We start from the raw sequence: 22,957 nt of genomic DNA on the forward strand, positions 1-22,957 counted from the left end.
GGAGCCGGAGAGGTCTGCGGACGGTGCCGGAGCCGGCGTCGTGCTGGTGTTCGTGGTGGTGGTCATGACTGCTGGTCTCCCTGACTCAGGTGCTCGATGAGCTGCTTGCGGATGAGGAACTTCTGGATCTTGCCGGACGGGGTCCGGGGCATGTCGTCCACGATGGTGAGCGATTCCGGCCAGTACGGCTTCGCCACCCCCTTGGACTCCAGGTACACCTTGAGCCCGTCCAGGGTCAGCTCCGCGGCGCCGGCACGGAGGATGGCCACGGCGGCGGCGGTCTCCTGCAGACGCTCGTGGGGGATGGCGACGACGGCGGCGACCTCGACGTCCGGGTGCTCGTAGAGCACGTTCTCCACGTAGGCCACCGGGATGTTCTCCCCGCCGCGGATGATGACGTCCTTGGTGCGGCCGGCCAGGCGGATATACCCGTCCTCGTCCTTCGTGGCAAGGTCACCGGTATCGAACCAGTCGCCATCGAACTCCTCGCGGGCCTGGTCCAGCTGGCCGAGGTAGCCACGGAACAGGAACGGGCCGCGGACCTGCAGCTTGCCCTCCTCCCCCGCCGGAGCCTCTCCCCCCATGAAATCGACGATGCGCACCTCCATGCCGTCCAGGGCTCGCCCGTCCGTGGAGATGATCTTCTCCTCGGGATCGGAGGGATGTCCCATGGTGACGAGGCAGCACTCGGTCTGGCCCCAGCCGCCGAAGACGCTCATCTCCGGCAGCAGCTCCCGGGCCTGGGTGACGAAGCTCCGCGGGATCGGGGCGCCCATACAGCAGAAGTGCCGCAGCGAACTCACGTCATGCTCGGCCAGGTTCTTGGCGCCGAGCAGGTCGTGCAGGAACGGCGTGGCCGCTGAGGTGTGGTTGATGCCATGCTCTTCCACCAGCTCCACGAATCGCTCAGGACTCCAGACGTCCTGGTACACGCCCGTCCCGCCGAGCATGAGAGGCAGCTCGACGCCGTAGAGGTACCCGGTGAGATGCCCGAAGGTCGAGGCCATGTGGATCACGGAGGTGTGGTCCAGACCCAACCGGTCCGGCCAGGGCAGACCGCCGGACAGCACGGAGTTGTGGGTGTGCATGACGCCCTTGGGCTTTCCCGTGGTACCGGAGGTGAACATGATCAGCGCCAGGTCGTTCGGTTCCGGCTTGAGGGCGGCCAGGTCCGCCGGGTCCTCTTCGCGCCGGCGGCGCCCGGAGGCGCGGAAGTCGTCCCACGAGGTGAAGCCCTCGCGGTCGACGGCGCCACGCACCACGATGGTCTCCCGCAGGTCCGGCAGCTCGGGGCGCAGGCGGTCCACCATGGCGGTGTAGTCGAACTTGCGGAATTCCTCCGTGATGAACAGTACCGAGGCCTTCGCGGTGGCCGCCATGAAGCCGATCTCGCGGTCCCTGTAGATCGGGATGAGCGGGTTGGTGACGGCACCGACGCGCATGGAGGCCAGATGGATGACGATCCATTCGTGCCAGTTCGGCAGCTGGATGGAGACCACGTCGGTGGGCTTCACCCCGGCCTCGATCAGGGCGTGGGCGGTGTCCGACACGTCCTCGGCCAGCTCGGCATAGGTGTGGGACCCGGCCATGTCGATCATGGCGGTCTGGTCCGGGTGGGCCGCCACAGCATCGTCCAGGTAGTCGATGAGCAGTCGGTTGCGCCAATGGCCGGAGGCGGTGAAGCGTTCGGTCTCCTCGTCGGTGAGGAGCATCTCAAAGGTATTCGGCATGGTGTTGGTCCTCGCGTAGGGCGACGGGCCGGGCGGTGGGCCAGGCCTCAGAGCATGGTGAGTCCACCGGAGACGGACAGCGTCTGGCCGGTGATGTAAGAGGAGGCGGGAGAGGCCATGAACGCCACGGCGTTGGCCAGGTCCTCGGGCTGGGCGAGCCGGCGCAGCGGGATGGACTTCTCCAGTGCGGTGCGCAGCTTGGGGTTCTCCTCGGCGATGGCGGCGAAGAGCGGGGTGTCGGCCGGCCCGGGGCAGACTGCGTTGGCGGTGATCCCATACCGTGCGGTCTCGCGGGCCAGGGTCTTGGTGAAGGCGACCACGCCACCCTTGCAGGCGGAGTAGACGGCCTCGCCGGAGGACCCCACGCGGGCTGCGTCTGAGCCGATGTTCACCACGGTGCCGTGACCCTGGTCCTTCATGACCCGGACCACCGACTGGCAGCAGTGCAGCGTGCCGTAGAGGTTGATCCCGATCACCCGGTCCCAGATCTCCACCTCGGACTCCAGGAAGGGGCCGACCTTGTCCCACCCGGCGTTGTTGACGAGCACGTCGATCCGGCCGAAGCGGTCCATGACCGTCGAGGTCATGGCGTCCACCGCCTCCCGGTTGGAGACGTCCACAGAGACTCCGATCGCGCCGCCACCGAGGTCGGCCGCGGTGGACTCGGCTGCCTCCACGTTGAGATCGGCCACCACCACGACGGCGCCTTCGGCCGCCAGCCGGATGGCGATGCCCTTGCCGATGCCGCTGGCGGCACCGGTGACGATGCAGATGCGTCCGGTGAGGTTCTGGTCGTTGGTGGCGGGTGCTGAATTGGTTTCGGTGGTCTCAGTCATGTTGGTCCTCCTGGGGCCGCGGGAAATGCTGGTGGATGTCTCGTGGTGGATCGATGGAAGGGGGCAGGCGCATGGCCCGTCCGTCGGCCCGGTTAAGGTGCGAACTCGCGGGCGACATTGTTCCGGGAGATGATCAGCTTCATGATCTGCGCGGTGCCGTCGCCGATCTGCAGACCCAGGACGTCGCGCAATCGCTGCTCGATCGGGAATGTGGTCAGGTAGCCGAACTGGCCGTGGCTGAGCAGGCACTGGTTGATGACGTCGTAGGCCGTCTTGGGCGCCCACCACTTGCACATGGCAGCTTCCTTGGTGTGAGCCCGGCCAGCGTCCTTGAGCCAGAGGGTCTTCTGGCAGAGCACGCGTGCGGCCGTCAGCAGGGTGTCAGCCTCGGCCAGCGGGAACGCCACCCCTTGGAAGGAGCTGACGGGCTGGTCGAAGGCCATCCGCTGGCTCGTGTACTCCCAGGTCTCATCCAGGGTGACCTGAGCGGCGCCGATCACCTGAAGTCCGATCAGGGCGCGGGAGAAGTCGAAGCCCTGCATGACCTCGGTGAAGCCCTTGCCGGCGGCCCCGAGCAGGTTCTGCTCCGGGATCCAGGTGTCGGTGAACTCCACGAACCCGCGGCCCACGCACTTGGTGCCCATGTCCGGGGTACCCTGGCGTTCGACCCCGTCCCGGTCCAGTTCCACCAGGAAGGCGCTGATGCCGCGTCCGCGGCGGCCCTCCTCGGTGCGGGCGAACACCACGGTGGCGCCGGCATGCAGGGCGAAGGACATGGACTTGGTGCCGTTCAGCACCCAGCCGCCGTCCCGGCGCACCGCGGTCATGTCCGGGTTGCCAGCGTCGGATCCTCCCGTGGGCTCGGACAGGCCGATGGCCACGATGTCCTCACCGCTGGTGATCCTCGGCACCCAGGTCTTGGCCACCTCAGGATGAGCGTTGCGGGCCAGGATCTGGCCCACCAAGGAGCCGACGACCTGGACGTAACCCACGTTGATGTCTCCGCGGGAGATCTGCTCGGTGATCATGCCGGCTGTCAGGGCGCGCTCACCCCGGCCCCCGAGCTCCTCAGGGATCTCCGGGGCGATGAGCCCCTGTGCCCCCATGTGTTTGCGGAGCTCGGGGTCGATGACCAGGTCCTTCTCCCGCTGCTGGTAGCCGGGCGCGAGCTCCTCGGACACGGCAGCAGCTGCGTCAATGAATCCCTGCATTCGGTCATCGATGTCGAAGTCCATGGGTGCTCCCTTGTGGTGAGTGGTGGTGCCGGCACATGATGGTGCAGGTCAGTGGTAGGCGACTTTGGAGGCAAAGTCGGGCGCCCGCTTCTCGGCGAAGGCCCGGGCGCCCTCCATGCCCTCGTCAGACACCGCATAGAGGTCGAGCGCAGACATCGCCATAGCGGACAGACCGGCCTGGCTCTCGGTATCGGCATTGAAGGACTGCTTGAGGAAGCGGATGGCCGTGGGTGACTTCGCGGCGATCTCGTCCGCCCACTCGAGGGCGGCATCCATGAGTGCCTCCGGCGCGACCACACGGTTGACGAGGCCCCAGCGCTCTGCGGTCTCGGCGTCGTATTGATGACACAGGTACCAGATCTCGCGGGCCCGCTTCTCACCGACCACACGGGCGAGGTAGGCGGAGCCGAAGCCAGCGTCGAAGGAGCCGACCTTCGGCCCGGCCTGACCGAACCGGGCGGTGGACGCAGCGATGGTGAGATCGCAGAGCACATGCAGCACGTGCCCTCCCCCGATGGCCAGCCCGTTCACGGCGGCGATGACGGGCTTGGGGATGTCCCGGACCGTCTTGTGGAGCAGACCGATCTCGAACATCCCGGACTCGGAGGGACCGTAGTCGCCCGTCTCCGCCCGCTGCTTGACGTCCCCGCCGGTGCAGAAAGCCTTCTCACCGGTGCCGGTGAGGATGACGGCCTGCACGCCACGATCCGCCCAGGCCAGCTTGAAGGCCTTGATCAGTTCCTCGACGGTCTGGGCCCGGAAGGAGTTGTAGCGCTCGGGACGGTTGATGGTGATGACGGCGGCTGCGTTGCGGCGCACGTACAGGATGTCTTCGAAGCCGGCTTCGGTGTGGGACTGGGCAATGGTGGTGGTCATGATGGTCCTCTCTGGATCAAGCGGTTTTCGGTATCGGGTGCGGCAGATTACGCCAGGTCGCCGAGCAGGTCGGAATAGTCCTGGCGCCTGTCCGGGTGGAGGGCAGCGGACAAAAGGTGCGCGGTCTGGTTCCGGACGAAGCCCTCGAAGCTCATGAGCGGGGCGAAGTACCAGTTCTTCAGTGCCCAGGAATGCGCCACCATGAGCAGGTCGTAGGAGTAGAGCTGGACGTCGAGGTCACGGAGCAGTCCTCGATCCTTGGCGTCCTGCACGGACTCACGCAGGGGTTGTGCGGTCTGGATCTCCAGCTCCTTGATCATCCGGCGCCCCTCCTTACCCAAGGTGTTCGATTCTCGGTAGGTCAGCAGGACGGCCTGGAGGTTGTCCCTGATGACCGAGCAGTAGGCCGCGAAGGCCGAGGCGACCCGGCGGACCGGGTCCCCGTCCATGCCCACGGCCTCGTCGAGGCTCCGGGACATGTCATCCAGCACCCCGACGATGACCGCCTGGACCAACTCTTCCTTGCTCGCGAAATAGCGGTAGATCAGACCGACGGAGACCCCTGCCTCAGCGGCGACGGACTGCATGGAAACGCTATGCGAGCCACTGCGTTCCATCAGGCGCGCCGCCGCGGCAAGCAGCTGACGGGTCCGGGCATCCGACCGGGCGGCGCGGGCGGCCTCGGCCGGTGCCTTGGCCGGCGCGGAGTCGATGGTCGTTGCCATGGCGTTCTCCTCGTGATGAATTCGAGTTCAGAGTGAATGAATGTTCATTCACTCAGCGAGCGTAGTCATACCCACGGGATGGTGTCAAGAGGTCGACCTCGGTCAGGGCAGCAGGCGCCACCGGCGCGCCGTCACCACGGCCTCAACTCGATTGGTGCAATCAAGCTTGGTGAGTACGGTGCGCATGTAACTCTTCACCGTGCCCGGTTTCAGGGACAGGCGCTGGGCCACCTCCGGATAACTGCAGCCCAGCGCCACCTGTGAGAGCACGTCGAGCTCCCGCGGCGAGAGGCGAGGCGCACTTTCCCCGATCGGCGGTCTCTCGACCAGCGAGGCCGCCACCGCACGGACGGACTCTGCGATCTCACTGCCTGGATGGGCATGCGCCAGGGCGATGAGCTCCGCGTGGGCCACTCGCACGGCGTCCTGGAGGTCCCGTACATCATCCTCGGGAGACGCCGCCGCCACCCGGAGGATCCCCAGTCTGCGGTCCACCTCATCGCGGATCTTGAGCTCCTCCGCGACCTGCTGGGCCTTGAGCATGGAAGTCCGGGCCATGCGGTCGCCGAACTGCACTCGGTCCCTCGTGGCCGCGTAGATGACCGCACGGGGGGTTCCATCAACCACCACAGGGATGGCCAGCATGGACCATAGGCCTTCAACACGGACGACTTGGTCGAACTCGTGGGTGATCTCCGCAGCGGCGAAATAGTCCGAGACGCCCACCGGCCGCTCCTGCCGCATGGCCCACCCGCCGAGTCCCGAACCCAGGGGGACCTGGACACCCACGATGCTCCGGGTCCGACTGCCGAACATCTCCGAGATGTTCAGATGGGTTCTGCCGACCATCCCGCCGAACAACACCTCCCCTGCAGACTGCGTACCGAGATCGCGGAGGGCCGACTTAATGAGATCCCTGTCGCTGGGACGGAACATCTCCGCAGGATTGCCGGTCATCACCGTGGCCTCCAAGCCTCCGCATCCATCGGATCGCAGATTTTCACCAATGTAGCCGCGCCCCGCCGGTCGCCTCAAGGGTCTGACGGGGTACCGCCCGGTCACCTGCCACTGTCGCCGCTGAGATCGGTGCCTCTGGTCTCCCTCAGAAGGAAAGTCATGACGAGGCTCAGAACCGCGATGGCGGCGAGCATGATGCCAACGGCGCCACCCCCGAACATCCCGGCCAGCCCGACCGCCGCGAGGGGCGGCAGGGCCCCACCGAGGATCCCGGCCAGGCTGTAGGCCATGCCGGCCCCGGTGTACCGGTAGCGGGTGTGGAACAGCTCTGGCAGGAAGGAGCCCGCCGGGCCGAACATGAATCCGACGATCATGAGGGTGACGGCCACGCCGGCGGTGAATACGACCATGCCGCCGCCGGCGGAAGCCCCGGCGTCGAGGATCGGGAAGAGGACGAGTGACCAGGGAACCGCGATGCCCCCGGCCATCAGGAGCGCCTTCTTCCGCCCGATACGGTCCGAGAGTCTCCCGGAGAGCACCGTGGCGCCGGCGAAGAACACGGAGGCGAAGACCCCAGCCAACAGGACCTCATTGCGCGGAAGCTCCATGGCGCTCGAACCGTAGCTGGTCAGGAAGGAGGTGCCGATGTAGAAGAAGGCGAACAGCGAGGTGAAAGCCACCCCGCCGAGCACCATTTCCCGCCATTGATGACGGATCGCTTCCAGCACGGGCAGGGGACGCGGAGCGGATTCGCCGCGTGCGGCCCGACCCCGCGCAGCCTCCTGCTCCGCCTGGAACACCGGAGTCTCCTCGATGCTCACCCGGATCCACAGCCCGACGGCGACCAGCGCCGCGCTGAGGATGAACGGGACCCGCCAGCCGATCTCCATGAAGGCATCCGAGGAGTCGCCCAGCGTGATGTTGGTGACGAGGAAGGTGGCGCTGGCCAACCCGAAAGCCAGCGCCGGGCCGAGCATCGGCAGGGAGCTGTAGAAGCCCCGGAGTTTCGGGGGCGCGTATTCGGCCGCCATCAGGGCGGCACCGGCCCATTCACCACCGACGGCGAACCCCTGCACGAACCGCAAGGTCACCAGCAGGATGGGGGCGACCACGGCGAACTCCCCGAGCGCGCCAGGAGCAGGCAGCAGTCCGATCAGAACTGTTGCAACCCCCATGATGAGCAGCGTGACGATCAGGGCGCGCTTGCGTCCGATGCGGTCGCCGTAGTGGCCGAAGATGACGGCCCCGACCGGTCGGGCGAGGAACGCCACGGCGAAGGTGGCAAAGGAGGCAACCGTACCGGCCACCGGCCCCAATGCGGGGAAGAACAGCGCCGGGAAGACCAGCGCTGCCGCCGTGCCGTAGATGAAGAAGTCGTAGTACTCGATCGTCGTGCCGATGGTCGTCGCGAACGCCACCCTGCCCATCGACGTCTTCTTGGCCCCGCCCTCCTCGGCCACGGACGGCGAGACCATCGGAGTCACGTCGGCGCGCCGGGAGGTTTGTCGATCCGCCAAAGGCGGGTCTGACTCAATTGTCTTGTAGTCCACGGGGTCTCTCCTCGAATCATCTGGAACAACATCGATGTGATGTGATTCACAAGTATCGAGGCAAGGTCAAAGAAGGCAGTACCCCCCGAAGGGGGTAGTCCACCACCTCCCCCTGAGACCGGAACGGCCACCCCGCAGCCCCACGCGCGTAGGGACCGTGGGGCCGATGGAGGGCCAGCTGGCGTCAGATACTGTACTCAGGTGCTGCCCAGACCACGACCTCGGGGTGCTCGTAGAAGCGGTAGCCCTGGCCGCGCACGGTCCGGACGGTGCCGGAGAGACGGCCCAGCTTGGAGCGCAGCCGGCGGATGTGGACGTCGATGGTGCGCTCGTTGGGCACCTCGTCGGAGTTCTTCCACAGGGATTCCAGCAGCTCGTCGCGGCCCACCGTGCGGCCGCCGTTCTCCACGAGGTAGTTCAGCAGCTCGAACTCCTTGTAGGTGAGGTTCAACCCCTCGCCGTCCAGCTGGACCTCGCGGCGCGCCAGATCGATCAGGACGCCGGGCTGACGGGTCGAGACGGGTGCGGGTGCCTGCAGCAGGTCGGGGCGGGTGCCCTGCTGGATGGTCGGATCGCCCAGGACCTGGCGGACCACCTCGAGGTCGGAGCCGGGGGCGCCGGCCGGGGCGATGGCCACGGCTGCGGCCGACTGGGCACCGGGCACCAGGGACTCCACGTAGTGGCGCAGCTCGTTGGCCAGCCGTGTCAGGGACGTTCCGGCAGCGGAGGCTGAGGACTCATCCATGCCCACGTAGATCACGAAGCCGCGGGCCTCGGTGTCCGTGGACACCGCCTGCGGGCCGGGGACCCCGGTGGGAGCCAGGACCGGCGTGGGTGCGGTCTGCGGGCCGAGCTGCATCGACTCTGTGTCCTCCACCGACTCGTTCTGGACCGGGTGGAGCTGCCGCTCAGCCGGCCTCCCATAGGTACCGCCCTGCTCGCGGTAACTGCGGACCCGTGCCGCGCGGCGCTGGGCGTTGCGGACCGAGATGTGGACGTATCCCTGGGGGCTGATTGTCATAGTGATGAATCCTTGCGTCAGTGCCGGTCCGGAAGCGAAGGTGGCGGGTCTGGCCGGATCGCGGCCATGCCCGCTACAGACGTCCCGGGCGGGATCGGGCTCGGCTGGACCGTCGGCACCATCGCCGGCCGGTCGCCGTCCCCGTGGGAACAGCCGAGTCGCGGTAGTTCATATGACAACAATCGGCCGTCACATTCGTTCCTCGCAAGTAACAATGGGACGCGCGTCTCACCATGCGAGACAAAGACTGCGTTTAGTGACGAAAATCACGCAGCAAAGGGGGTCTGAAGCATCCATTCCGGCATTTTGGGGCACGTTACTGCCAACTCGACCCCACCGTACTTTTATGACAACGGCACTCAGTGGCGGTCCGTCCGGTCTTAGTCCGCCAGGCCGTACAGCCGGTCGCCGGCATCGCCGAGACCCGGCACGATGTAGGAGTTCTCGTCCAGACGCTCATCGATGGCCGCCAGGTAGATGTCCACCTGCACGTCCGCCAACTCCTCCTCCAGGCGGGCGATGCCCTCCGGGGCGCCGAGCAAGCAGATGCAGGTGACGCGGCGGGCGTTGCGGGCGTACATGAACCGCACGGCCTCCACCAGGGTGCCCCCGGTGGCCAGCATGGGGTCCAGGAGGAACACGTGGCGGTCCGTCAGGTCGGCGGGCAACCGCTCCGCATAGGTGACGATGTCCAGGGTCTCCTCGTTGCGGGCCATGCCCAGGAAGCCGACCTCGGCGCTCGGCGCCATCCGGACCATGCCCTCCAGCATGCCCAGCCCGGCCCGCAGGATGGGGACCACGAGGGGGGTCGGTTTGGCCAGCGCCACACCGGTCATGGGGGCCACCGGGGTCTGGATCTGCACCGGCTCGACCATCACGTCCCGGGTGGCCTCGTAGGCCAGCAGCATGACCAGCTCCTCCGTCAGCTGGCGGAAGATCATCGAGGGCGTCTCCTTCTTGCGGAGCACCGTCAATTTGTGGCTGACGAGTGGGTGTTCAACGAGCTGTACGCGCATGGGGGCAACCCTACCGGCCGGCAGCCCCGGCAACTGGGAGAATGGGCCGTCACCCCCGGTCCGGCCTGCCTTGAAGGAGTCGCATGTCCGAGCATCGCCCCGCCATCAACACCCCGCCCGTGGCCGTCCCCGGAAGCCAGCCGCCCACCGCACTGCTGATCGGCCTCCTGGCCCTGCTCTCCGCCATCTCCCCACTGGCCACGGACATGTACCTGCCCGCCTTCCCGGACGTCGCCGGGGATCTGGGCACCACGGCCTCGGGCGTGCAGCTCACGCTGACCTCCTTCATGCTGGGCCTCGCGGCCGGCCAGCTCGTGATCGGCCCGCTGTCCGATTCCACCGGCCGGCGCGGCCCCCTGCTGCTCGGCACCGTGGCGTGCCTGCTGGCTGGTATCGCCTGCGCGCTGGCGCCCAACGTCACCGTCCTGGTCGTCGCCCGGTTCCTCCAGGGCTTCACCGGAGCCGCCGGTGTGGTGCTCTCCCGCGCCATCATCACGGACACCACGCGGGGCCCGGCCACCGCGCAGCTGATGAGCCTGATGATGGTGATCGGCGGCATCATGCCGGTGCTCGCCCCGCTCGGCGGCGGGCTGATCCTGCAGGTCACGGACTGGCGCGGGGTGTTCTGGGTGATCACCGCGCTCGTGGCCGTCATGGCGATCGGGGTGGCCACCTCGGTCCGCGAGACGCTACCGCCCACCCGCCGGCACGGCGGCGGACTGCGGACCCTGATGGGCCACGCCGGAACCGTGCTGCGCCACCGCGGCTACGTCTCCGCGACCCTGGTCTTCGCCCTCGGCTTCGGCGCCCTGTTCTCCTATATCTCCGCCTCCCCCTTCGTGTTGCAGAACGTGGTGGGCCTGAGCTCCTTGGAGTACTCGATCGTGTTCGGTGTGAACTCGGTGGGCATCATGGCCGCCGGGGCTCTCAACATCCGCCTGGTGGGACGGTTCCCCGTCCGCCGGGTCCTCGCGGTGGGCGTGGCCGTGATGCTCGTCGCCGCGGGTGGCCTGTTCGCCTCCGTCCTGCTGGGCACCCCCGCCGTTCCGACGCTGGTCTCCATGTTCCTGCTGACCTCCTCCATGGGCCTGGTCCTGGGCAACGGCACGGCACTGGCCATGCGGGCCGTCCCGACGTCGGCCGGGACCGCCTCCGCGTTCATGGGCGCCTTCCAATTCCTGCTGGGTGCCGCCGTCGCACCGCTCGTGGGCCTGGGCGGGGACCACGATCCGCTGCCGATGGCGGCCTTCGTGCTCGGTTCTGCCCTGCTGTCCGCGGCCTGCTTCCTCGCCGTCCCGCGCGACGACGCTGCGACTCCTTCCGCCGACGCCGATCCCACTCCCGCCACCCGCTAGGCTCGGCGACCATGACCCCCGAGCAGGATTCCCGGCTGACCTGGATGGGTCTGGCCCTGGACCAGGCCCGCGCGGCACGTGAGACGGACGACGTGCCGATCGGGGCCGTCGTCGTGGGCCCGGACGGGACGGTCCTGGGGGCCGGACGCAACGAGCGGGAGGCCACCGGCGATCCGACGGCCCATGCCGAGGTGCTGGCCTTGCGGCAGGCGGCGGCCACGCGCCGGGAGACCGGGGAGGCGGACGGCTGGCGCCTGGCCGACTGCACCCTGGTGGTGACCCTGGAGCCCTGTGCCATGTGTGCCGGCGCCCTGGTGCTGGCCCGGATCCCGCGGCTGGTCTTCGGCGCCTGGGATCCCAAGGCGGGGGCCTGCGGATCCGTGTTCGACGTGGTGCGGGAGCCCCGGTTGAACCACTGGGTCGAGGTGTTCGGCGGGGTGCGCGAGGCCGACTGCGCCGGGCTGCTGACCGAGTTCTTCCGGGCACACCGGGGCTGAGAAGTACGGGCCAGGACCGGGTTTGGGGTGCGTTCGACGGCTCCGGTACAGTAGTCCAGTCTGGTGACGTGTCCGAGCGGCCGAAGGTGCAACACTCGAAATGTTGTGTAGGGAGACCTACCGTGGGTTCAAATCCCACCGTCACCGCCAGTTGAGAAGGCCCCTACTCCCCCGGAATCACGCGGGAGTAGGGGCCTTCTCGTGGTACCGCGCCCAGGAGGCGGCCTCCGTCATGGCAGCGGTCACCAGTTATGCGTGGTCTTTGAGGACCGCAACCTGCCGCCTCAACTGCCGGTTGCGTTGCTCAAGGGCCAGGACCAAGCGGATTCCTGCCAGGTTCAGGCCCTCGGTCAGCAGTTCTCTGATGCGGCGGAGTACGGCGATGTCTCTGGCGCTGTAGAGGCGGGTACCGCCGGCGGTCCGCTCGGGCTCGAGCAGTCCGCGGCTTTCGTACTGACGCAGGCTGTGCTGCTCCATCCCCACCATGCGAGCCGTCACCGAGATGCTGTAGACGCCTTGCCTGTCCTCGTTTGCCGCCATTCCCTCGCCCTCCTGCTCCTCCGGCCATGTGCGATCTACTCTTGCATACCGTGACTTCGTGAGTTATATAAATATGTACCAGCCAGTCGAGATCCTCAAGGCTGGTGCAAGGAGATCAAAGCGACCATCTGTTGGGAGTGAGCAATCATGCTGATGCGTACCGATCCTTTCCGCGACCTTGACCGTCTCGCCGACCAGGTGCTGGGCACCCGTTCCCGGCCGGCGGCCATGCCCTTGGAGGCCTGGCGGGAGGACGACCAATTCGTCATCGCGTTCGACCTACCCGGAATCGAGGCGGACTCCATCGACCTCGGGATCGAGGGCAACGCACTGACCGTCCGGGCCGAGCGGAGGCCGCGGGCTCCTGAGAGCGCCGAGATGCTCGCCTCCGAGCAGCCGCGGGGCATCTTCAGCCGGCAGGTCATCCTGGGTGAACAGCTCGACACCACTGCGATCAAAGCCGGCTATGAAGCCGGGGTGTTGACCATTCGGATCCCTGTGGCGGAACAAGCCAAGCCGCGGCGCATCCACGTCGAGGCGACCGGAGACCAGAAGCAGCTCGTGGAGTCGGGCGTCTAGGGACATCCGAACCGGTCCCCGGAAACCATTGCGCCGATCCCGCTCGAGGCACCCGTGCTCCGGATCCCCGGAGCGCGGGTGCCACTTTCGCAACCGTTGTCACCGAGGAGGTCAGCATGAGTTCATGGCGTCCGTACAACCACTCGTTGTTGCCCGCGTTCTACGAACGGTTCGAGGAGCGCTGGGGTAAGGACACCGCCCCGTTCCTCGATCCCGAGGTGCTGGAACAACCGATGCCTCGTTCACAGTGGATCAACGTCGATACCGGCGCGGCGGTGGCGGTGGTGCCGATGTGGGCGGACGACTCCGAGCAAAGGTCCTTTGGCGTGTTCTACCTGCCGCCGCACGGAGATATCTGGATCATGCATCCCGGTCCGACACAGTATGTCGAGCCCAAGAGTGGAATTGATCGGGAACGGGTGACGCTGCGGAACCAAGCCTTCACCAAGGCCGTTCGACACGCCGAGGAGATGATCTTCGGCCCTCAGAGGTGACCAGTCTTGGCCCGAAGCAACATTGAGTGGCTCACATTCGAGTCCGAGAGGAGATCACAAGGCCATGTGCGTCAAGAGGCGGTCCGGCACTATGAGTGAGCTCCGCCTGGTCGAACTTTCCCCCGCGACAATCGACGCGGTCAACAACATGTCACTGAAGCCGGGGCAGGAGGACTTCCTCTCTCCGGTGAGCTACGGCATCGCGGCCACGGTGGTGAATCCGCGGACATCATGGCAGCGGGTCGTCCTCGACGACGACGAGGTCGTCGGCTTCCTGAGCGCGAACTTCGACCCCGAAGCTCCCCGCGAGCACTTCCGCTCCGTGTTGTGGCGCATCAATGTCGATGCCGGCGACCAGGGTCGTGGGATCGGCCGCTTCGCTGTGGAGCGGTTGTTGGAGGAAGCACACCAGCGCGGCTTCGACCACGTCAACGTCATGTACGAAGCCGGCGAACCCGGCCCCGAGGCATTCTTCCGCCACATGGGCTTTGAGCCGATCGGCGAGACGGAATACGGCGAGGTCATAGGTCAGGTCACCTCTAGCGTCCTGCATGGTTGAACGCTGACGGTCAGGCAACTGGCCGGTCTTCTGGAGGGCCATCTGACCGTCCGCGTCCAGTGGCTTCCGTGGGGAGTCCCTCACCACCGGGAGATCTTTGTGTGGCCCGTGCTCGTGCCGATCCGAGGTCGGGCATTCAGTGCCTGGTCTGGTACCTGGTCAGGACAACGCCGCCAGGAAACGTCCGGGTCTCCGCCAGGTCCAGGTTCACCCAGTGGTCCAGGGCCGTGAAGAACGGCGTGCCGCCGCCCACCAGGACCGGGTGGGTGACGAGCACGTACTCGTCGATCAGCCCCGCCCGCGTGGCCGCCGCGGCGAGGGTGGCACCGCCGACGTCCAAGTGCCCGCCATCCTCGGCTTTGAGCCGGACCATCTCCGTGACGGCGTCGCCGGAGACCAGGCGGGCGTTGCCCTGGACCGCGCTGGTCGTCGAGGAGAACACCACCTTCGGCATGTCCCGCCAGCGGTGAGCGAACTCTATCTGCGCCGGTGTGGCGCCAGGCTGCCGCTCGGCGGTGGGCCAGTGGGATCTCATCGTCTCCCACAGCCTGCGCCCATATAGCGCCAGGCCCGTCGCCCGCACCCGGTCCGACCACCACTGGAACAGCTCCTCACTCGGCACGCTCCAGCCGAGGTCGTCGCCGGGCGCCGCGATGTAGCCGTCCACGCTTACGTTCATGGCAAAGATCAGTTTCCGCATGGCGGTAGCTTCTCGCGACTCGGTATCCGGCGTACAGACCAGCACGGCGCGGAACATCATCGGTCAAACCTCGCCGGCCCCGTTCACCGGGGTCATGGACACTACGGTTCGGAACTGAACAGAATAGGCCGGGCCCCGTACCGTGACTTCACCAGTCTGCGGGGGCCTGATCGCCTCGGGGCGGCCGGAGCGGAACAAACGGGCCGTCCGCAGTGCTCAAGGTAGTGGTGCATGCGGCAGACCGCTCCCGAAAGCCAGAAAGGCAGTGCAGATGACCGAAGCGTCCGAGACCACACAGACCGAGGCGACCGGGCCGGCGTCGTCCGCCCCCTCCCTTGCCCCCACCACGGCCGAAGTGAACCGGTGGCGTCAGGATTTCCCCCTGCTCTCCGCCGAGGTGAACGGCCGCCCGCTGGCGTACCTCGATTCGGGGGCCACCTCGCAGAAGCCCGTCTCCGTGCTGGAGGCGGAGCGCAACTACTACGAGCATCTCAACGCCGCCGTCCACCGCGGCGCCCACACCCTGGCGGCGGAGGCCACCCTGCTGTTCGAGGACGCCCGGGCCACCGTGGCGGACTTCGTGGGGGCCCAGGAGGACGAGATCGTCTGGACCTCCAACGCCACCGAGGCCTTGAACCTGGTGGCCTACGCCTTCTCGAACGCGACCGTGGGCCGCGGCGGGGCGGAGGCCGAGCGCTTCCGCCTGGACCCGGGCGACGAGATCGTGGTGACCGAGATGGAGCACCACGCCAACCTGATCCCCTGGCAGGAGTTGGTCTCCCGCACCGGGGCCACCCTGCGGTTCATCCCGATGGCCGAGGACGGATCCCTCGATCTGGACGCGGCCGGCTCGGTGATCACGGACCGCACCCGGCTGCTCGCTTTCACCCATGTCTCGAACGTGCTGGGCCTGGTCAACCCGGTGGAGGAGCTGGTGTCCCTGGCCCGTGCCGTCGGCGCCCTCGTGGTGCTGGACGCCTGCCAGTCCGTGCCGCACCTGCCCGTGGACGTGAAGGCCCTGGACGTGGATTTCGCCGCGTTCTCCGGTCACAAGATGCTCGCACCCACCGGCATCGGCGTGCTCTACGGCCGCAGCGAGCTGCTGGCGGCGATGCCCCCGTTCCTCACCGGCGGCTCGATGATCACCACCGTCACCATGGAGGCCGCCGAGTACCTGCCGCCGCCCCAGCGTTTCGAGGCCGGCACCCAGCGCGTCTCCCAGGCGATCGCCCTGGCGGAGGCCGTGAAGTACCTGCAGGGCATCGGCATGGACCGGATCGCGGCCCACGAGGACGAACTCGGCCGGCGCCTGCTGGACGGGCTCGGCCGGATTCCCGGGGTGCGGATCCTGGGCGGCCAGGCCTCCGGCCCGCGCGTGGGTGCGGCCAGCTTCGACCTGCCCGGGGTGCATGCGCACGACGTCGGCCAGTTCCTGGATGATCAGGGCATCGCCGTACGCGTGGGTCACCATTGCGCCCAGCCGTTGCACCGCCGCCTCGGGGTCACGGCCTCCACCCGGGCCAGCACCTACCTGTACAACACCACCGAGGACGTCGACCGGTTCCTGGCCGGGGTGGCGCAGACGGCCGCGTTCTTCGGAGTCACGGTATGAGCTCGTCCGATCTGCAGAACCTGTACCAGCAGGTCATCCTCGACTACTCGAAGAACCCGTACGGCGTGGGCCTGCTGGGCGATGCCGCCGGTCAGTCCCACCAACTCAACCCCACCTGCGGGGACGAGATCACCCTCGAGGTGCATCTGGCCGACGCGGACACGGAGGCCGCGGCGTTACTGGCAGACCGGGTGGTCGAGAGGATCCGCTGGGAAGGCCACGGTTGCGCCATCTCCCAGGCTTCCGCCTCCCTGCTCGTGGAACTGGCCGAGGGCCTGACGGTCGGGGACCTGCGGGTGCGGATCGATGCTTTCCGCACCGCCATGCAGTCCCGCGGCAAGATCGCCCCCGACGAGGACCTCCTCGGCGATGCGGTGGCCCTGGGCGGCGTCTCCCGGTACGTGGCCCGCGTGAAGTGCGCCATGCTCGGCTGGGTCGCCGCGGAGCACGCGCTGACGATGGCCGAGACCCACGCCTGACCCCCCCTGACGTGTTGAGGGCAGAAGTAGAGGGTACGCGCCGTACCGTCTACTTCTGCCCGCAAAGTTGTGGGGGTCAGTTCTTGCGGTAGTTCTCCCGGGCGAAGGACGAGTAGGGCGCCGGCTCCACGGTGGCGCGGATCTGCACCTGACGGTGGTTCTCCACGGAGGGCTTGGCCGAGGGGGTCTCCTCGCCCCACACCACGACGACCTCCGTGCCCGGCCCTGCGACGTCGGCGTCCACGCTCGCCAGCGAGACGAAGGCCTGCTCGTTGGTGAGGTAGCCGACGTCGTGCGAGATGCCGACATCCCGGCCGTCCACCAGCACGCGGTCCACCTGGTACTGGCCGTAGCGGGCCTTGGGAAAGTCGATGTACTTGGCGGGCACCCCGGGCTCGAACTGCGTCTGAATGGCGGCCGCCACGTCCTCCGGCTTCCAGACGAGCGTGACCTTCTGCCGCTGCGGCTCCGCCGCAATTCTCTCCAGGGCAGCCTTCCCGATGAACTCGTGGTCGAAGTTGACGGTGCGGCCATAGCCGAGGTCATAGGGCGTGAGGTAGTAATCCTCGACGACGGCCGCGGTCAGGCTTCCGGCCAGGGAACCGGCGCGGGCGGCCGGCAACCACTCTCGGTAGGCCTCGGTGCCCTCACCGCTGAAGATGGCAGGGAAGGGCGAAGGGACCCACGCCGACTCGAGGTTGGAGGACGAGTAGGCCTTGGATCCGACCTGCACCAGGTCCAGTCCGTCTCCGGCGGCCAGCAGTGCGGCCCGGATGCGCTCGCCCTCGGCCCACGGACCGAACAGTTCGAAGCCGGGCTGCCCGGCCATGCCGTGGCGCAGCGAGCGCACCTGCAGGCCGTCGATCTCAAAGGTGGCCATGCCGAAGAATCGCGTATCCGGGACCGGCGCCCCCGTGGCCTTCTCCATCAGTTCCAGGGCACGCGGGCCCTGGACCTCGAAGCGGTACTGCTTCGGGTCACCCTCGCGGACGGCGGAGCTGGCGTCCCGTTCGAAGGTGACGTCATAGCCGCCGGCCTCCCCGTGGTACTGCACCCAGTCCAGCACCATGTGCCAGCCGACCAGGTCGAAGGAGTCTTCCTCGAGGTAGAACAGGATGGCGTCGCCGATGAGGTAGCCCTCGTGGTTGACGGCGATGAACTGCTTGGCCTTGTCGGGGGCGAACTTCGCGAAGCTGTTGACGCCCACGTCGGAGAGCAGCCTCAACGCGTCCGGACCGGTGATGAAAAGGTCCGTCATGTGGTGGGACTGGTCCAACAGGGCCACCGAGTTCCGCCAGGACTGCTGCTCCGAACGCCAGTTCGTGTACTCCGGCTGGACGGGGAACACGGTAGGACGCGAGGGGGCGTTGCGCAGGTACTGCACGGCCGACCCCGCACGGTCGATGGCGGCGGAGAGGGATTCGGGCTGGTCGGTCATGGGGACGCTCCTGAAGACGGTCTGCGATCTGGTTCATACCCAGCCTACGTATAGTTGGAGCCATCGATCATAAGAATTGCTGATGTCGATCATTCCGAGTACGCCGACGGGAGAGCCCATGGACCTCAATCTGGTGCGGACCTTCGTGGCCGTCTACGAGGCCCGGAACCTGACCCACGCCGCCACGCGGCTCCACGTGACCCAGCCGGCGGTCAGCCAGGCCCTGGCCAAGTTGCGCCGGGTACTGGCCGATCCGCTGTTCGCACGGACCGGACGCACCATGGAGCCCACGCCCCTGGCCCGCTCCGTCTACCCGGGGTTCCGGGACTCCCTCGTGGCGATCGACCGGGCCCTGGACACCGTGCACACCTTCGACCCGCGGACCTCGGACCACCGGTTCCGGGTGGCCATGTCCGAGCTGGGTGAGATCGGCTATTTTCCCGCCCTGTTCTCCGCAACCCGCGCCGAGGCACCCGGGGTGAGCGTCGACGTCGTGCCCCTGGACCTGGACCGACTACCCGACTGGCTCGCGCGCGGGACCGTCGATCTGGCCGTCACCTCACTGCCGCTGACCGGCAGCTTCGAGTACGACGTGCTCAAGTCCGAGGGATACGTGGCCCTGATGGGCCGCGGACACCCACTGGCCGGGACCGACGTCGGCCTGTCCGGATACCTCGACGCCCACCATGCGGTGGTGTCCGGGGATTCCGGCCGGCCCACCCTGGAGGCGGCCCTACGACGCCTGGGCGCCTCGATCTGCCCGGCCGCCACCGTCAACCACTTCGCCTCCCTGCCGCCGCTGCTGGCCACCCGGGATGACCTGATCGCCACGGTGCCGGCGTCGATCGCCACCGGCTGGGCCGCTACCTGGCCGCTGACCCTGCGGGAGCTGCCCTTCGAGCTGGCCGGGGCAGAGGTCTCCCTGCTGAGGCGCACCACCGCCCAGCACGCCGCGGCCCTGGACTGGTTCCACCGCACCGTGCTGCGGGCGCTGCGCGGGGAGCCCGGGGAGTTCACGGCCATCGGCGCGCCGTCCTCGGCCTGGTGAGCCGGATGCGCCGCAATGCCTAGCGCAGCGGGAGGTCCAGGCCTCGCTCGTCCTTGGGCCGGGGCCCGAGGATCCGCCGGTCACCGGCGTCGATCGCCAGGTCGTTGATGCTGGCCTCGCGGCGGCTCATCAGCCCGTTCTCGTCGAACTCCCACAGTTCGTTGCCGTAGCTGCGCCACCATTGGCCGCCTCGGTCCCGGGACTCATACTGGAACCGGACCGCGATCCGGTTCCCGGAGTAGCTCCACAGGCTCTTACGCAGGGCATAGTCCAGCTCGCGCTCCCATTTGGCGGTGAGGAATCCGACGATCTCCTCCCGTCCCTGCACGAACTGGTCCCGGTTGCGCCACTCCGAATCCACCGTGTACGCCAGCGCGACCCGCTGCGGGTCTCTGCTGTTCCAGGCATCCTCGGCACCTTGGACCTTCTGCTGGGCGGTGTCCTCGGTAAAGGGCGGGAAGGGCGGTCGTTGCTCCGTCATGGTGCTCAGCTCACTCTCGTGTCAGTGTCCTGACAGGATGGTCCCATGAGCGTCAAGGTCCTGGCCATCGGCAAGAAGCATGAGTCCTGGGTATCCGAGGGGATCGACCGCTACGCCCAACGCCTGAAGAAGCCCTTCGACCTCACCTGGCAGCTCCTCCCCCACTCCGCCCGCGAGGCAGCTGCCTCCCGCCAGGAGGAGTCCGCCCGCCTCCTCGCCAAGATCGGCGAGCGTGATCACGTGGTGCTGCTGGACGAGCGGGGCCAGAACGTGGACTCCCCCGGACTCGCGCGGCACCTGCAGGCCCGCTTCGACGCCGGGCAGACGGTCACCGTGGTGATCGGCGGGGCCTACGGCGTGGATGAGACCCTGCACGACCGCGCCGACTTCGTGTGGTCACTCTCGAAACTGGTCTTCCCGCACCAGCTCGTCCGCCTCATCCTCGCCGAGCAGCTCTACCGCGCCCAGGAGATCGCCGGCGGTCGGCCCTACCACCACGTGTGATCAGGGCGGACGTTCGGATCAGCGCGGCAGGTCGGGCAGCGCGGATCGGCAGGAGCGGAGGAAGGCGGCGAACTGGCTGCGCTCTGTGGGCGGAATCGTGGCCAGGAGTTTCGACTCGAGTTCGGACACCGGTCCGCGAGCGGATTCTAGAACCCCCCGGCCCTTCGACGTGAGGCAGAGGGGGAACCGCCGCGCATTCTCCGGATCCCGTTCTCGGCGCACATGGCCGGCCTCGATCAGCGGGGTCATCGTCTCGGCCATGGACTGCGCCCTGACGAAGGACCGGCGGGCCAACTCGGAGGAGGTGATGCCGGGCCAGCGGTCCAGCACGGACAGCGCGGTGTATTGGGCCGTGGACAGTCCGGACCCCTGCTGGGTGGCCTGCTCCAGTGGAGCGCGCAGCCCCAATTCCAGCTGCTTGATGGTGTAGATGAACCAGCCTTCCACCGGCTCCGGGCGCGCCGTCGCAGACGGCCGGTCCTCATGCTCCTGCGAAACGTCCATCGTTCTCCCGTGCTCGCCAGGACGGCAACCGCCTGAAGGGGCATCAACCTAACACGGAGCACAGTATATCAGGCAGCCTGAAACATAGTGATGACCACGTCACGACGATGAGGCAGGCACCATGGAAACTCATGGGATGGACTGCGGCCTCGACCAACTGCGCTCGACCATCAAGGCACCGATGGCCCTTGACTATCATTTCAGGATGCCTGAAACTCAATGTGGTGCGCGTCACGGACGGCGCCAGGGCCAACGCAACACAGGAGTCGTGGAATGTACGAGAACTATGCAGTCCTCTGGAACCGCATTGCCGAGCGTGCACCCCACCTGGCGGCGATTCGGTCCGAGCACGGGGACTACACCTACGGCGACCTAGAACACCTCGCCTCCACGCTCGCGGACCGGCTCACCACCCAGGGGGTGGGTCCTGGCAATCGCGTGGCATTCTTCCTCCACAACACCGCCGAGTATCTCGTGCTGTTCTATGCCTGCCTCAAGCTCGAGGCGATTCCGGTGTCCGTGAATTTCCGCTACCAGGGTGCCGAGCTGGCTGAACTGCTCAAGGTCTGCGGGCCGGCGGTGCTGGCTTATGGCTCGGCGTACCGCCCGGCAGTCGAGGATGCCGTCGGCCTCCTGGAAGGCAGTGCTGCGGCGACCTTGAAGCTGCTGGTCGAGGTCGGTTCCGGTGTGGACCTTGCGGGTGACTCCACCGTGGTCCGCTACCGGTTCGAGGATCTGGCCATGCCCGGCGACAGGGACGTCCACTCGGAGTATCTCCCCGATCCAAGCCGTGATGCCGAGCTGTACATCTTCACCGGCGGCACCACGGGTACTCCCAAGGCGGTCGTGTGGGGCATCGGGGACCTGCTGCACATCCAGCAGTCCTCGATCTACAGTCCGATGGGCCTGGAACCGCCGACGGACCTGGAGGCGGCCGTGGCCGTGGCCGTGGCCGTGGACGAGAGCCTCCCGAGGGTTCGAACGCTGCCCTTGGCCCCCTTCATCCATGCCACCGCCCTGTTCAGCGCCATGAACACCTTGGCCGTGGGCGGAACGGTGGTCATCAACCCCAGCTCCAGCCTGGCCCCGGCAGCAACGGCCCGGCTCATCGTGGCTGAGGAGGTGACACGGCTCATCGTGGCCGGCGATGCCGTCGTGATCCCCTTGCTGGATGCTCTCGAGAACCAAGCAGGCGGTGCGGCCTCGGCTCTGACCTCGGTCATCAGTTCCGGCATGCGGTTCAGCGACGACACCAAACGCCGCATCCACGCCTTGGGTCGGGTCACGATCGTGGACATCCTGGCCTCCACAGAGGGCGGACCCTACGCCACGGCCACCACGTCTGCCGCCGACGAGTTGCCGGCCCGCTTCCAGCTGACGGAGGACGCCGTGGTGCTGGACACAGGGCAGCGGGAGGTCCAGGACGAGCCCGGGGCCGTCGGGGTGCTGGCCTACCGCGGTGCCCTGCCTAAGGGCTACCTGAACGACCCGGAGAAGTCCGCGGAGACCTACCCCGTGATCAACGGGGTCCGACACTGCTCCCCCGGCGACTACGTCCGAGTCCAGGAGCACGGCTATATCGAACTGCTCGGCCGCGGGAGCTCCGTGGTGAACACGGGAGGCGAGAAGGTCTTCCCAGGCGAGGTCGAAGAAGTCCTGATGGACTACCCCGGCGTGGTGGACGCGGTGGTCTTCGGAGCCCCGGATCCCGTCTGGGGAGAACGTGTCACCGCCGTGGTCGCGGTCGGTCCCGGCAGCTCGGTCACCGAGCAGGACCTGATCCACCACGTCGGATCACGGTTGGCCGGATACAAGAAGCCACGCTCCCTCATCGTGCGCGACACCCTGGACCGGGGCCCCTCGGGCAAGCTCAACATGCGCTCGCTCAAGGCCCTCGCCGCCCAGAGCGCGCCACGCCAGAGTCCGAACACCGCACGGAGCGGATCAGAACACGACGGGCAGGCATGACCACCGGGTTCCTGGGCACCGCCGACTACTTCGGCTATGCGGATCTACTCTCCGAGGCGGAGAAGGCGGTATTGACCCGACTCCGGACCTTCCTCCGAGAAGAGGCCGAACCGGTGCTGGCGGGCTGCTGAACGCGGGGAGACCCCATTGTTCCTGCGTGATCGGCTAGCCGCACTGAACCTGGTGGACCCCGCCGAGATCCGGACGCCGGTGAGGCGGTGCGGACCCAGTTCATCGGGTTCCGGAACCTGTA

At 67.5% G+C, this 22,957-nt stretch carries 25 protein-coding genes and 1 tRNA gene; 12 read left to right on the forward strand and 14 right to left on the reverse strand.

What is annotated here, in order from left to right:
* Positions 1 to 62 precede the first annotated feature (62 nt).
* From ACSU1G_RS04540 to upp, 9 genes are all read right to left on the reverse strand, one after another.
* Positions 63 to 1,730 (reverse strand): AMP-binding protein, encoded by a 1,668-nt coding sequence (locus ACSU1G_RS04540; RefSeq protein WP_439278731.1) that lies wholly within the window; start codon positions 1,728 to 1,730, stop codon positions 63 to 65.
* Positions 1,731 to 1,777: 47 nt separating this feature from the next.
* Complete coding sequence (locus ACSU1G_RS04545; RefSeq protein ID WP_439278732.1) at positions 1,778 to 2,566, reverse strand: SDR family NAD(P)-dependent oxidoreductase; 789 nt, start codon at positions 2,564 to 2,566, stop codon at positions 1,778 to 1,780.
* Between the two features lie 92 nt (positions 2,567 to 2,658).
* Positions 2,659 to 3,801, reverse strand: coding sequence for an acyl-CoA dehydrogenase family protein (locus ACSU1G_RS04550; RefSeq protein ID WP_439278733.1), 1,143 nt, complete (start codon positions 3,799 to 3,801; stop codon positions 2,659 to 2,661).
* A 48-nt stretch (positions 3,802 to 3,849) separates the two neighbouring features.
* Positions 3,850 to 4,677: an enoyl-CoA hydratase-related protein gene (locus ACSU1G_RS04555; protein WP_439278734.1), complete on the reverse strand. Its 828-nt coding sequence runs from the start codon at positions 4,675 to 4,677 to the stop codon at positions 3,850 to 3,852.
* 47 nt (positions 4,678 to 4,724) lie between these two features.
* Positions 4,725 to 5,402, reverse strand: a complete 678-nt coding sequence (locus tag ACSU1G_RS04560) for a TetR/AcrR family transcriptional regulator (protein WP_439278735.1) — start codon at positions 5,400 to 5,402, stop codon at positions 4,725 to 4,727.
* A gap of 102 nt (positions 5,403 to 5,504) precedes the next feature.
* A complete protein-coding gene (locus tag ACSU1G_RS04565; protein ID WP_439278736.1) occupies positions 5,505 to 6,359 on the reverse strand; it encodes a LuxR C-terminal-related transcriptional regulator in 855 nt (284 codons plus the stop codon).
* Between the two features lie 101 nt (positions 6,360 to 6,460).
* Positions 6,461 to 7,909, reverse strand: a complete 1,449-nt coding sequence (locus ACSU1G_RS04570; RefSeq protein ID WP_439278737.1) for an MFS transporter — start codon at positions 7,907 to 7,909, stop codon at positions 6,461 to 6,463.
* A 184-nt stretch (positions 7,910 to 8,093) separates the two neighbouring features.
* Positions 8,094 to 8,930 (reverse strand): winged helix-turn-helix domain-containing protein, encoded by an 837-nt coding sequence (locus ACSU1G_RS04575; RefSeq protein ID WP_439278738.1) that lies wholly within the window; start codon positions 8,928 to 8,930, stop codon positions 8,094 to 8,096.
* Between the two features lie 380 nt (positions 8,931 to 9,310).
* The gene (gene upp / locus ACSU1G_RS04580) at positions 9,311 to 9,946 is read right to left on the reverse strand and encodes a uracil phosphoribosyltransferase (protein ID WP_439278739.1); all 636 of its coding nucleotides are present in this window, start codon (positions 9,944 to 9,946) and stop codon (positions 9,311 to 9,313) included.
* A gap of 83 nt (positions 9,947 to 10,029) precedes the next feature.
* Here upp and ACSU1G_RS04585 point away from each other — a divergent pair, with 83 nt between their 5' ends.
* The 3 genes from ACSU1G_RS04585 (at position 10,030) to ACSU1G_RS04595 (ending at position 11,948) form a co-directional block, all read left to right on the forward strand.
* Entirely contained in the window at positions 10,030 to 11,301 is a 1,272-nt protein-coding gene (locus ACSU1G_RS04585) for a multidrug effflux MFS transporter (protein WP_439278740.1), read from the forward strand.
* Between the two features lie 11 nt (positions 11,302 to 11,312).
* A complete protein-coding gene (gene tadA / locus ACSU1G_RS04590) occupies positions 11,313 to 11,798 on the forward strand; it encodes a tRNA adenosine(34) deaminase TadA (RefSeq protein ID WP_439278741.1) in 486 nt (161 codons plus the stop codon).
* Positions 11,799 to 11,860: 62 nt separating this feature from the next.
* Positions 11,861 to 11,948, forward strand: a tRNA-Ser gene (locus ACSU1G_RS04595).
* A 99-nt stretch (positions 11,949 to 12,047) separates the two neighbouring features.
* Here the strand turns inward: ACSU1G_RS04595 and ACSU1G_RS04600 are convergent.
* Entirely contained in the window at positions 12,048 to 12,338 is a 291-nt protein-coding gene (locus ACSU1G_RS04600; protein ID WP_439278742.1) for a MerR family transcriptional regulator, read from the reverse strand.
* A gap of 147 nt (positions 12,339 to 12,485) precedes the next feature.
* Here ACSU1G_RS04600 and ACSU1G_RS04605 point away from each other — a divergent pair, with 147 nt between their 5' ends.
* The 3 genes from ACSU1G_RS04605 (at position 12,486) to ACSU1G_RS04615 (ending at position 13,970) form a co-directional block, all read left to right on the forward strand.
* On the forward strand, positions 12,486 to 12,917 hold the full coding sequence (locus tag ACSU1G_RS04605) for an Hsp20/alpha crystallin family protein (protein ID WP_439278743.1): 432 nt from the start codon (positions 12,486 to 12,488) through the stop codon (positions 12,915 to 12,917).
* Positions 12,918 to 13,033: 116 nt separating this feature from the next.
* Positions 13,034 to 13,411: a hypothetical protein gene (locus ACSU1G_RS04610; protein ID WP_439278744.1), complete on the forward strand. Its 378-nt coding sequence runs from the start codon at positions 13,034 to 13,036 to the stop codon at positions 13,409 to 13,411.
* A 91-nt stretch (positions 13,412 to 13,502) separates the two neighbouring features.
* Complete coding sequence (locus tag ACSU1G_RS04615) at positions 13,503 to 13,970, forward strand: GNAT family N-acetyltransferase (protein WP_439278745.1); 468 nt, start codon at positions 13,503 to 13,505, stop codon at positions 13,968 to 13,970.
* A 136-nt stretch (positions 13,971 to 14,106) separates the two neighbouring features.
* Here ACSU1G_RS04615 and ACSU1G_RS04620 read toward each other — a convergent pair whose 3' ends face one another.
* A complete protein-coding gene (locus ACSU1G_RS04620; RefSeq protein ID WP_439279395.1) occupies positions 14,107 to 14,670 on the reverse strand; it encodes a dihydrofolate reductase family protein in 564 nt (187 codons plus the stop codon).
* A 271-nt stretch (positions 14,671 to 14,941) separates the two neighbouring features.
* Here ACSU1G_RS04620 and ACSU1G_RS04625 point away from each other — a divergent pair, with 271 nt between their 5' ends.
* Positions 14,942 to 16,282: an aminotransferase class V-fold PLP-dependent enzyme gene (locus tag ACSU1G_RS04625; protein WP_439278746.1), complete on the forward strand. Its 1,341-nt coding sequence runs from the start codon at positions 14,942 to 14,944 to the stop codon at positions 16,280 to 16,282.
* Positions 16,279 to 16,761 carry a Fe-S cluster assembly sulfur transfer protein SufU gene (sufU, locus tag ACSU1G_RS04630; RefSeq protein ID WP_439278747.1) on the forward strand — a complete coding sequence of 161 codons (483 nt, stop codon included), beginning with the start codon at positions 16,279 to 16,281 and terminating at the stop codon, positions 16,759 to 16,761. Before ACSU1G_RS04625 ends, sufU begins: the two co-directional genes overlap by 4 nt.
* Before the next feature lie 76 nt (positions 16,762 to 16,837).
* Here sufU and ACSU1G_RS04635 read toward each other — a convergent pair whose 3' ends face one another.
* On the reverse strand, positions 16,838 to 18,199 hold the full coding sequence (locus tag ACSU1G_RS04635; RefSeq protein ID WP_439278748.1) for an aminomethyl transferase family protein: 1,362 nt from the start codon (positions 18,197 to 18,199) through the stop codon (positions 16,838 to 16,840).
* Positions 18,200 to 18,281: 82 nt separating this feature from the next.
* On the opposite strand from ACSU1G_RS04635, the gene ACSU1G_RS04640 reads away from it, so the two are divergent.
* On the forward strand, positions 18,282 to 19,247 hold the full coding sequence (locus ACSU1G_RS04640) for a LysR family transcriptional regulator (RefSeq protein WP_439278749.1): 966 nt from the start codon (positions 18,282 to 18,284) through the stop codon (positions 19,245 to 19,247).
* A 19-nt stretch (positions 19,248 to 19,266) separates the two neighbouring features.
* Here the strand turns inward: ACSU1G_RS04640 and ACSU1G_RS04645 are convergent, their stop codons facing one another.
* A complete protein-coding gene (locus tag ACSU1G_RS04645) occupies positions 19,267 to 19,728 on the reverse strand; it encodes a DUF1348 family protein (RefSeq protein WP_439278750.1) in 462 nt (153 codons plus the stop codon).
* Positions 19,729 to 19,773: 45 nt separating this feature from the next.
* Between ACSU1G_RS04645 and rlmH the strand changes: the two genes are divergently transcribed.
* On the forward strand, positions 19,774 to 20,232 hold the full coding sequence (gene rlmH / locus ACSU1G_RS04650) for a 23S rRNA (pseudouridine(1915)-N(3))-methyltransferase RlmH (RefSeq protein ID WP_439278751.1): 459 nt from the start codon (positions 19,774 to 19,776) through the stop codon (positions 20,230 to 20,232).
* A gap of 18 nt (positions 20,233 to 20,250) precedes the next feature.
* Here the strand turns inward: rlmH and ACSU1G_RS04655 are convergent, their stop codons facing one another.
* Positions 20,251 to 20,736, reverse strand: coding sequence for a MarR family winged helix-turn-helix transcriptional regulator (locus tag ACSU1G_RS04655; protein ID WP_439278752.1), 486 nt, complete (start codon positions 20,734 to 20,736; stop codon positions 20,251 to 20,253).
* Positions 20,737 to 21,009: 273 nt separating this feature from the next.
* Between ACSU1G_RS04655 and ACSU1G_RS04660 the strand changes: the two genes are divergently transcribed.
* Together ACSU1G_RS04660 and ACSU1G_RS04665 are read left to right on the forward strand one after the other, a co-directional pair.
* Positions 21,010 to 22,704 (forward strand): AMP-binding protein, encoded by a 1,695-nt coding sequence (locus tag ACSU1G_RS04660; RefSeq protein ID WP_439278753.1) that lies wholly within the window; start codon positions 21,010 to 21,012, stop codon positions 22,702 to 22,704.
* Positions 22,701 to 22,835, forward strand: a complete 135-nt coding sequence (locus ACSU1G_RS04665) for a hypothetical protein (RefSeq protein ID WP_439278754.1) — start codon at positions 22,701 to 22,703, stop codon at positions 22,833 to 22,835. The genes ACSU1G_RS04660 and ACSU1G_RS04665 overlap by 4 nt, the downstream gene beginning before the upstream one ends.
* The last annotated feature ends 122 nt before the right edge of the window (positions 22,836 to 22,957 follow it).

The sequence above is a fragment of the Microbacterium sp. A93 genome (genome assembly GCF_051842835.1).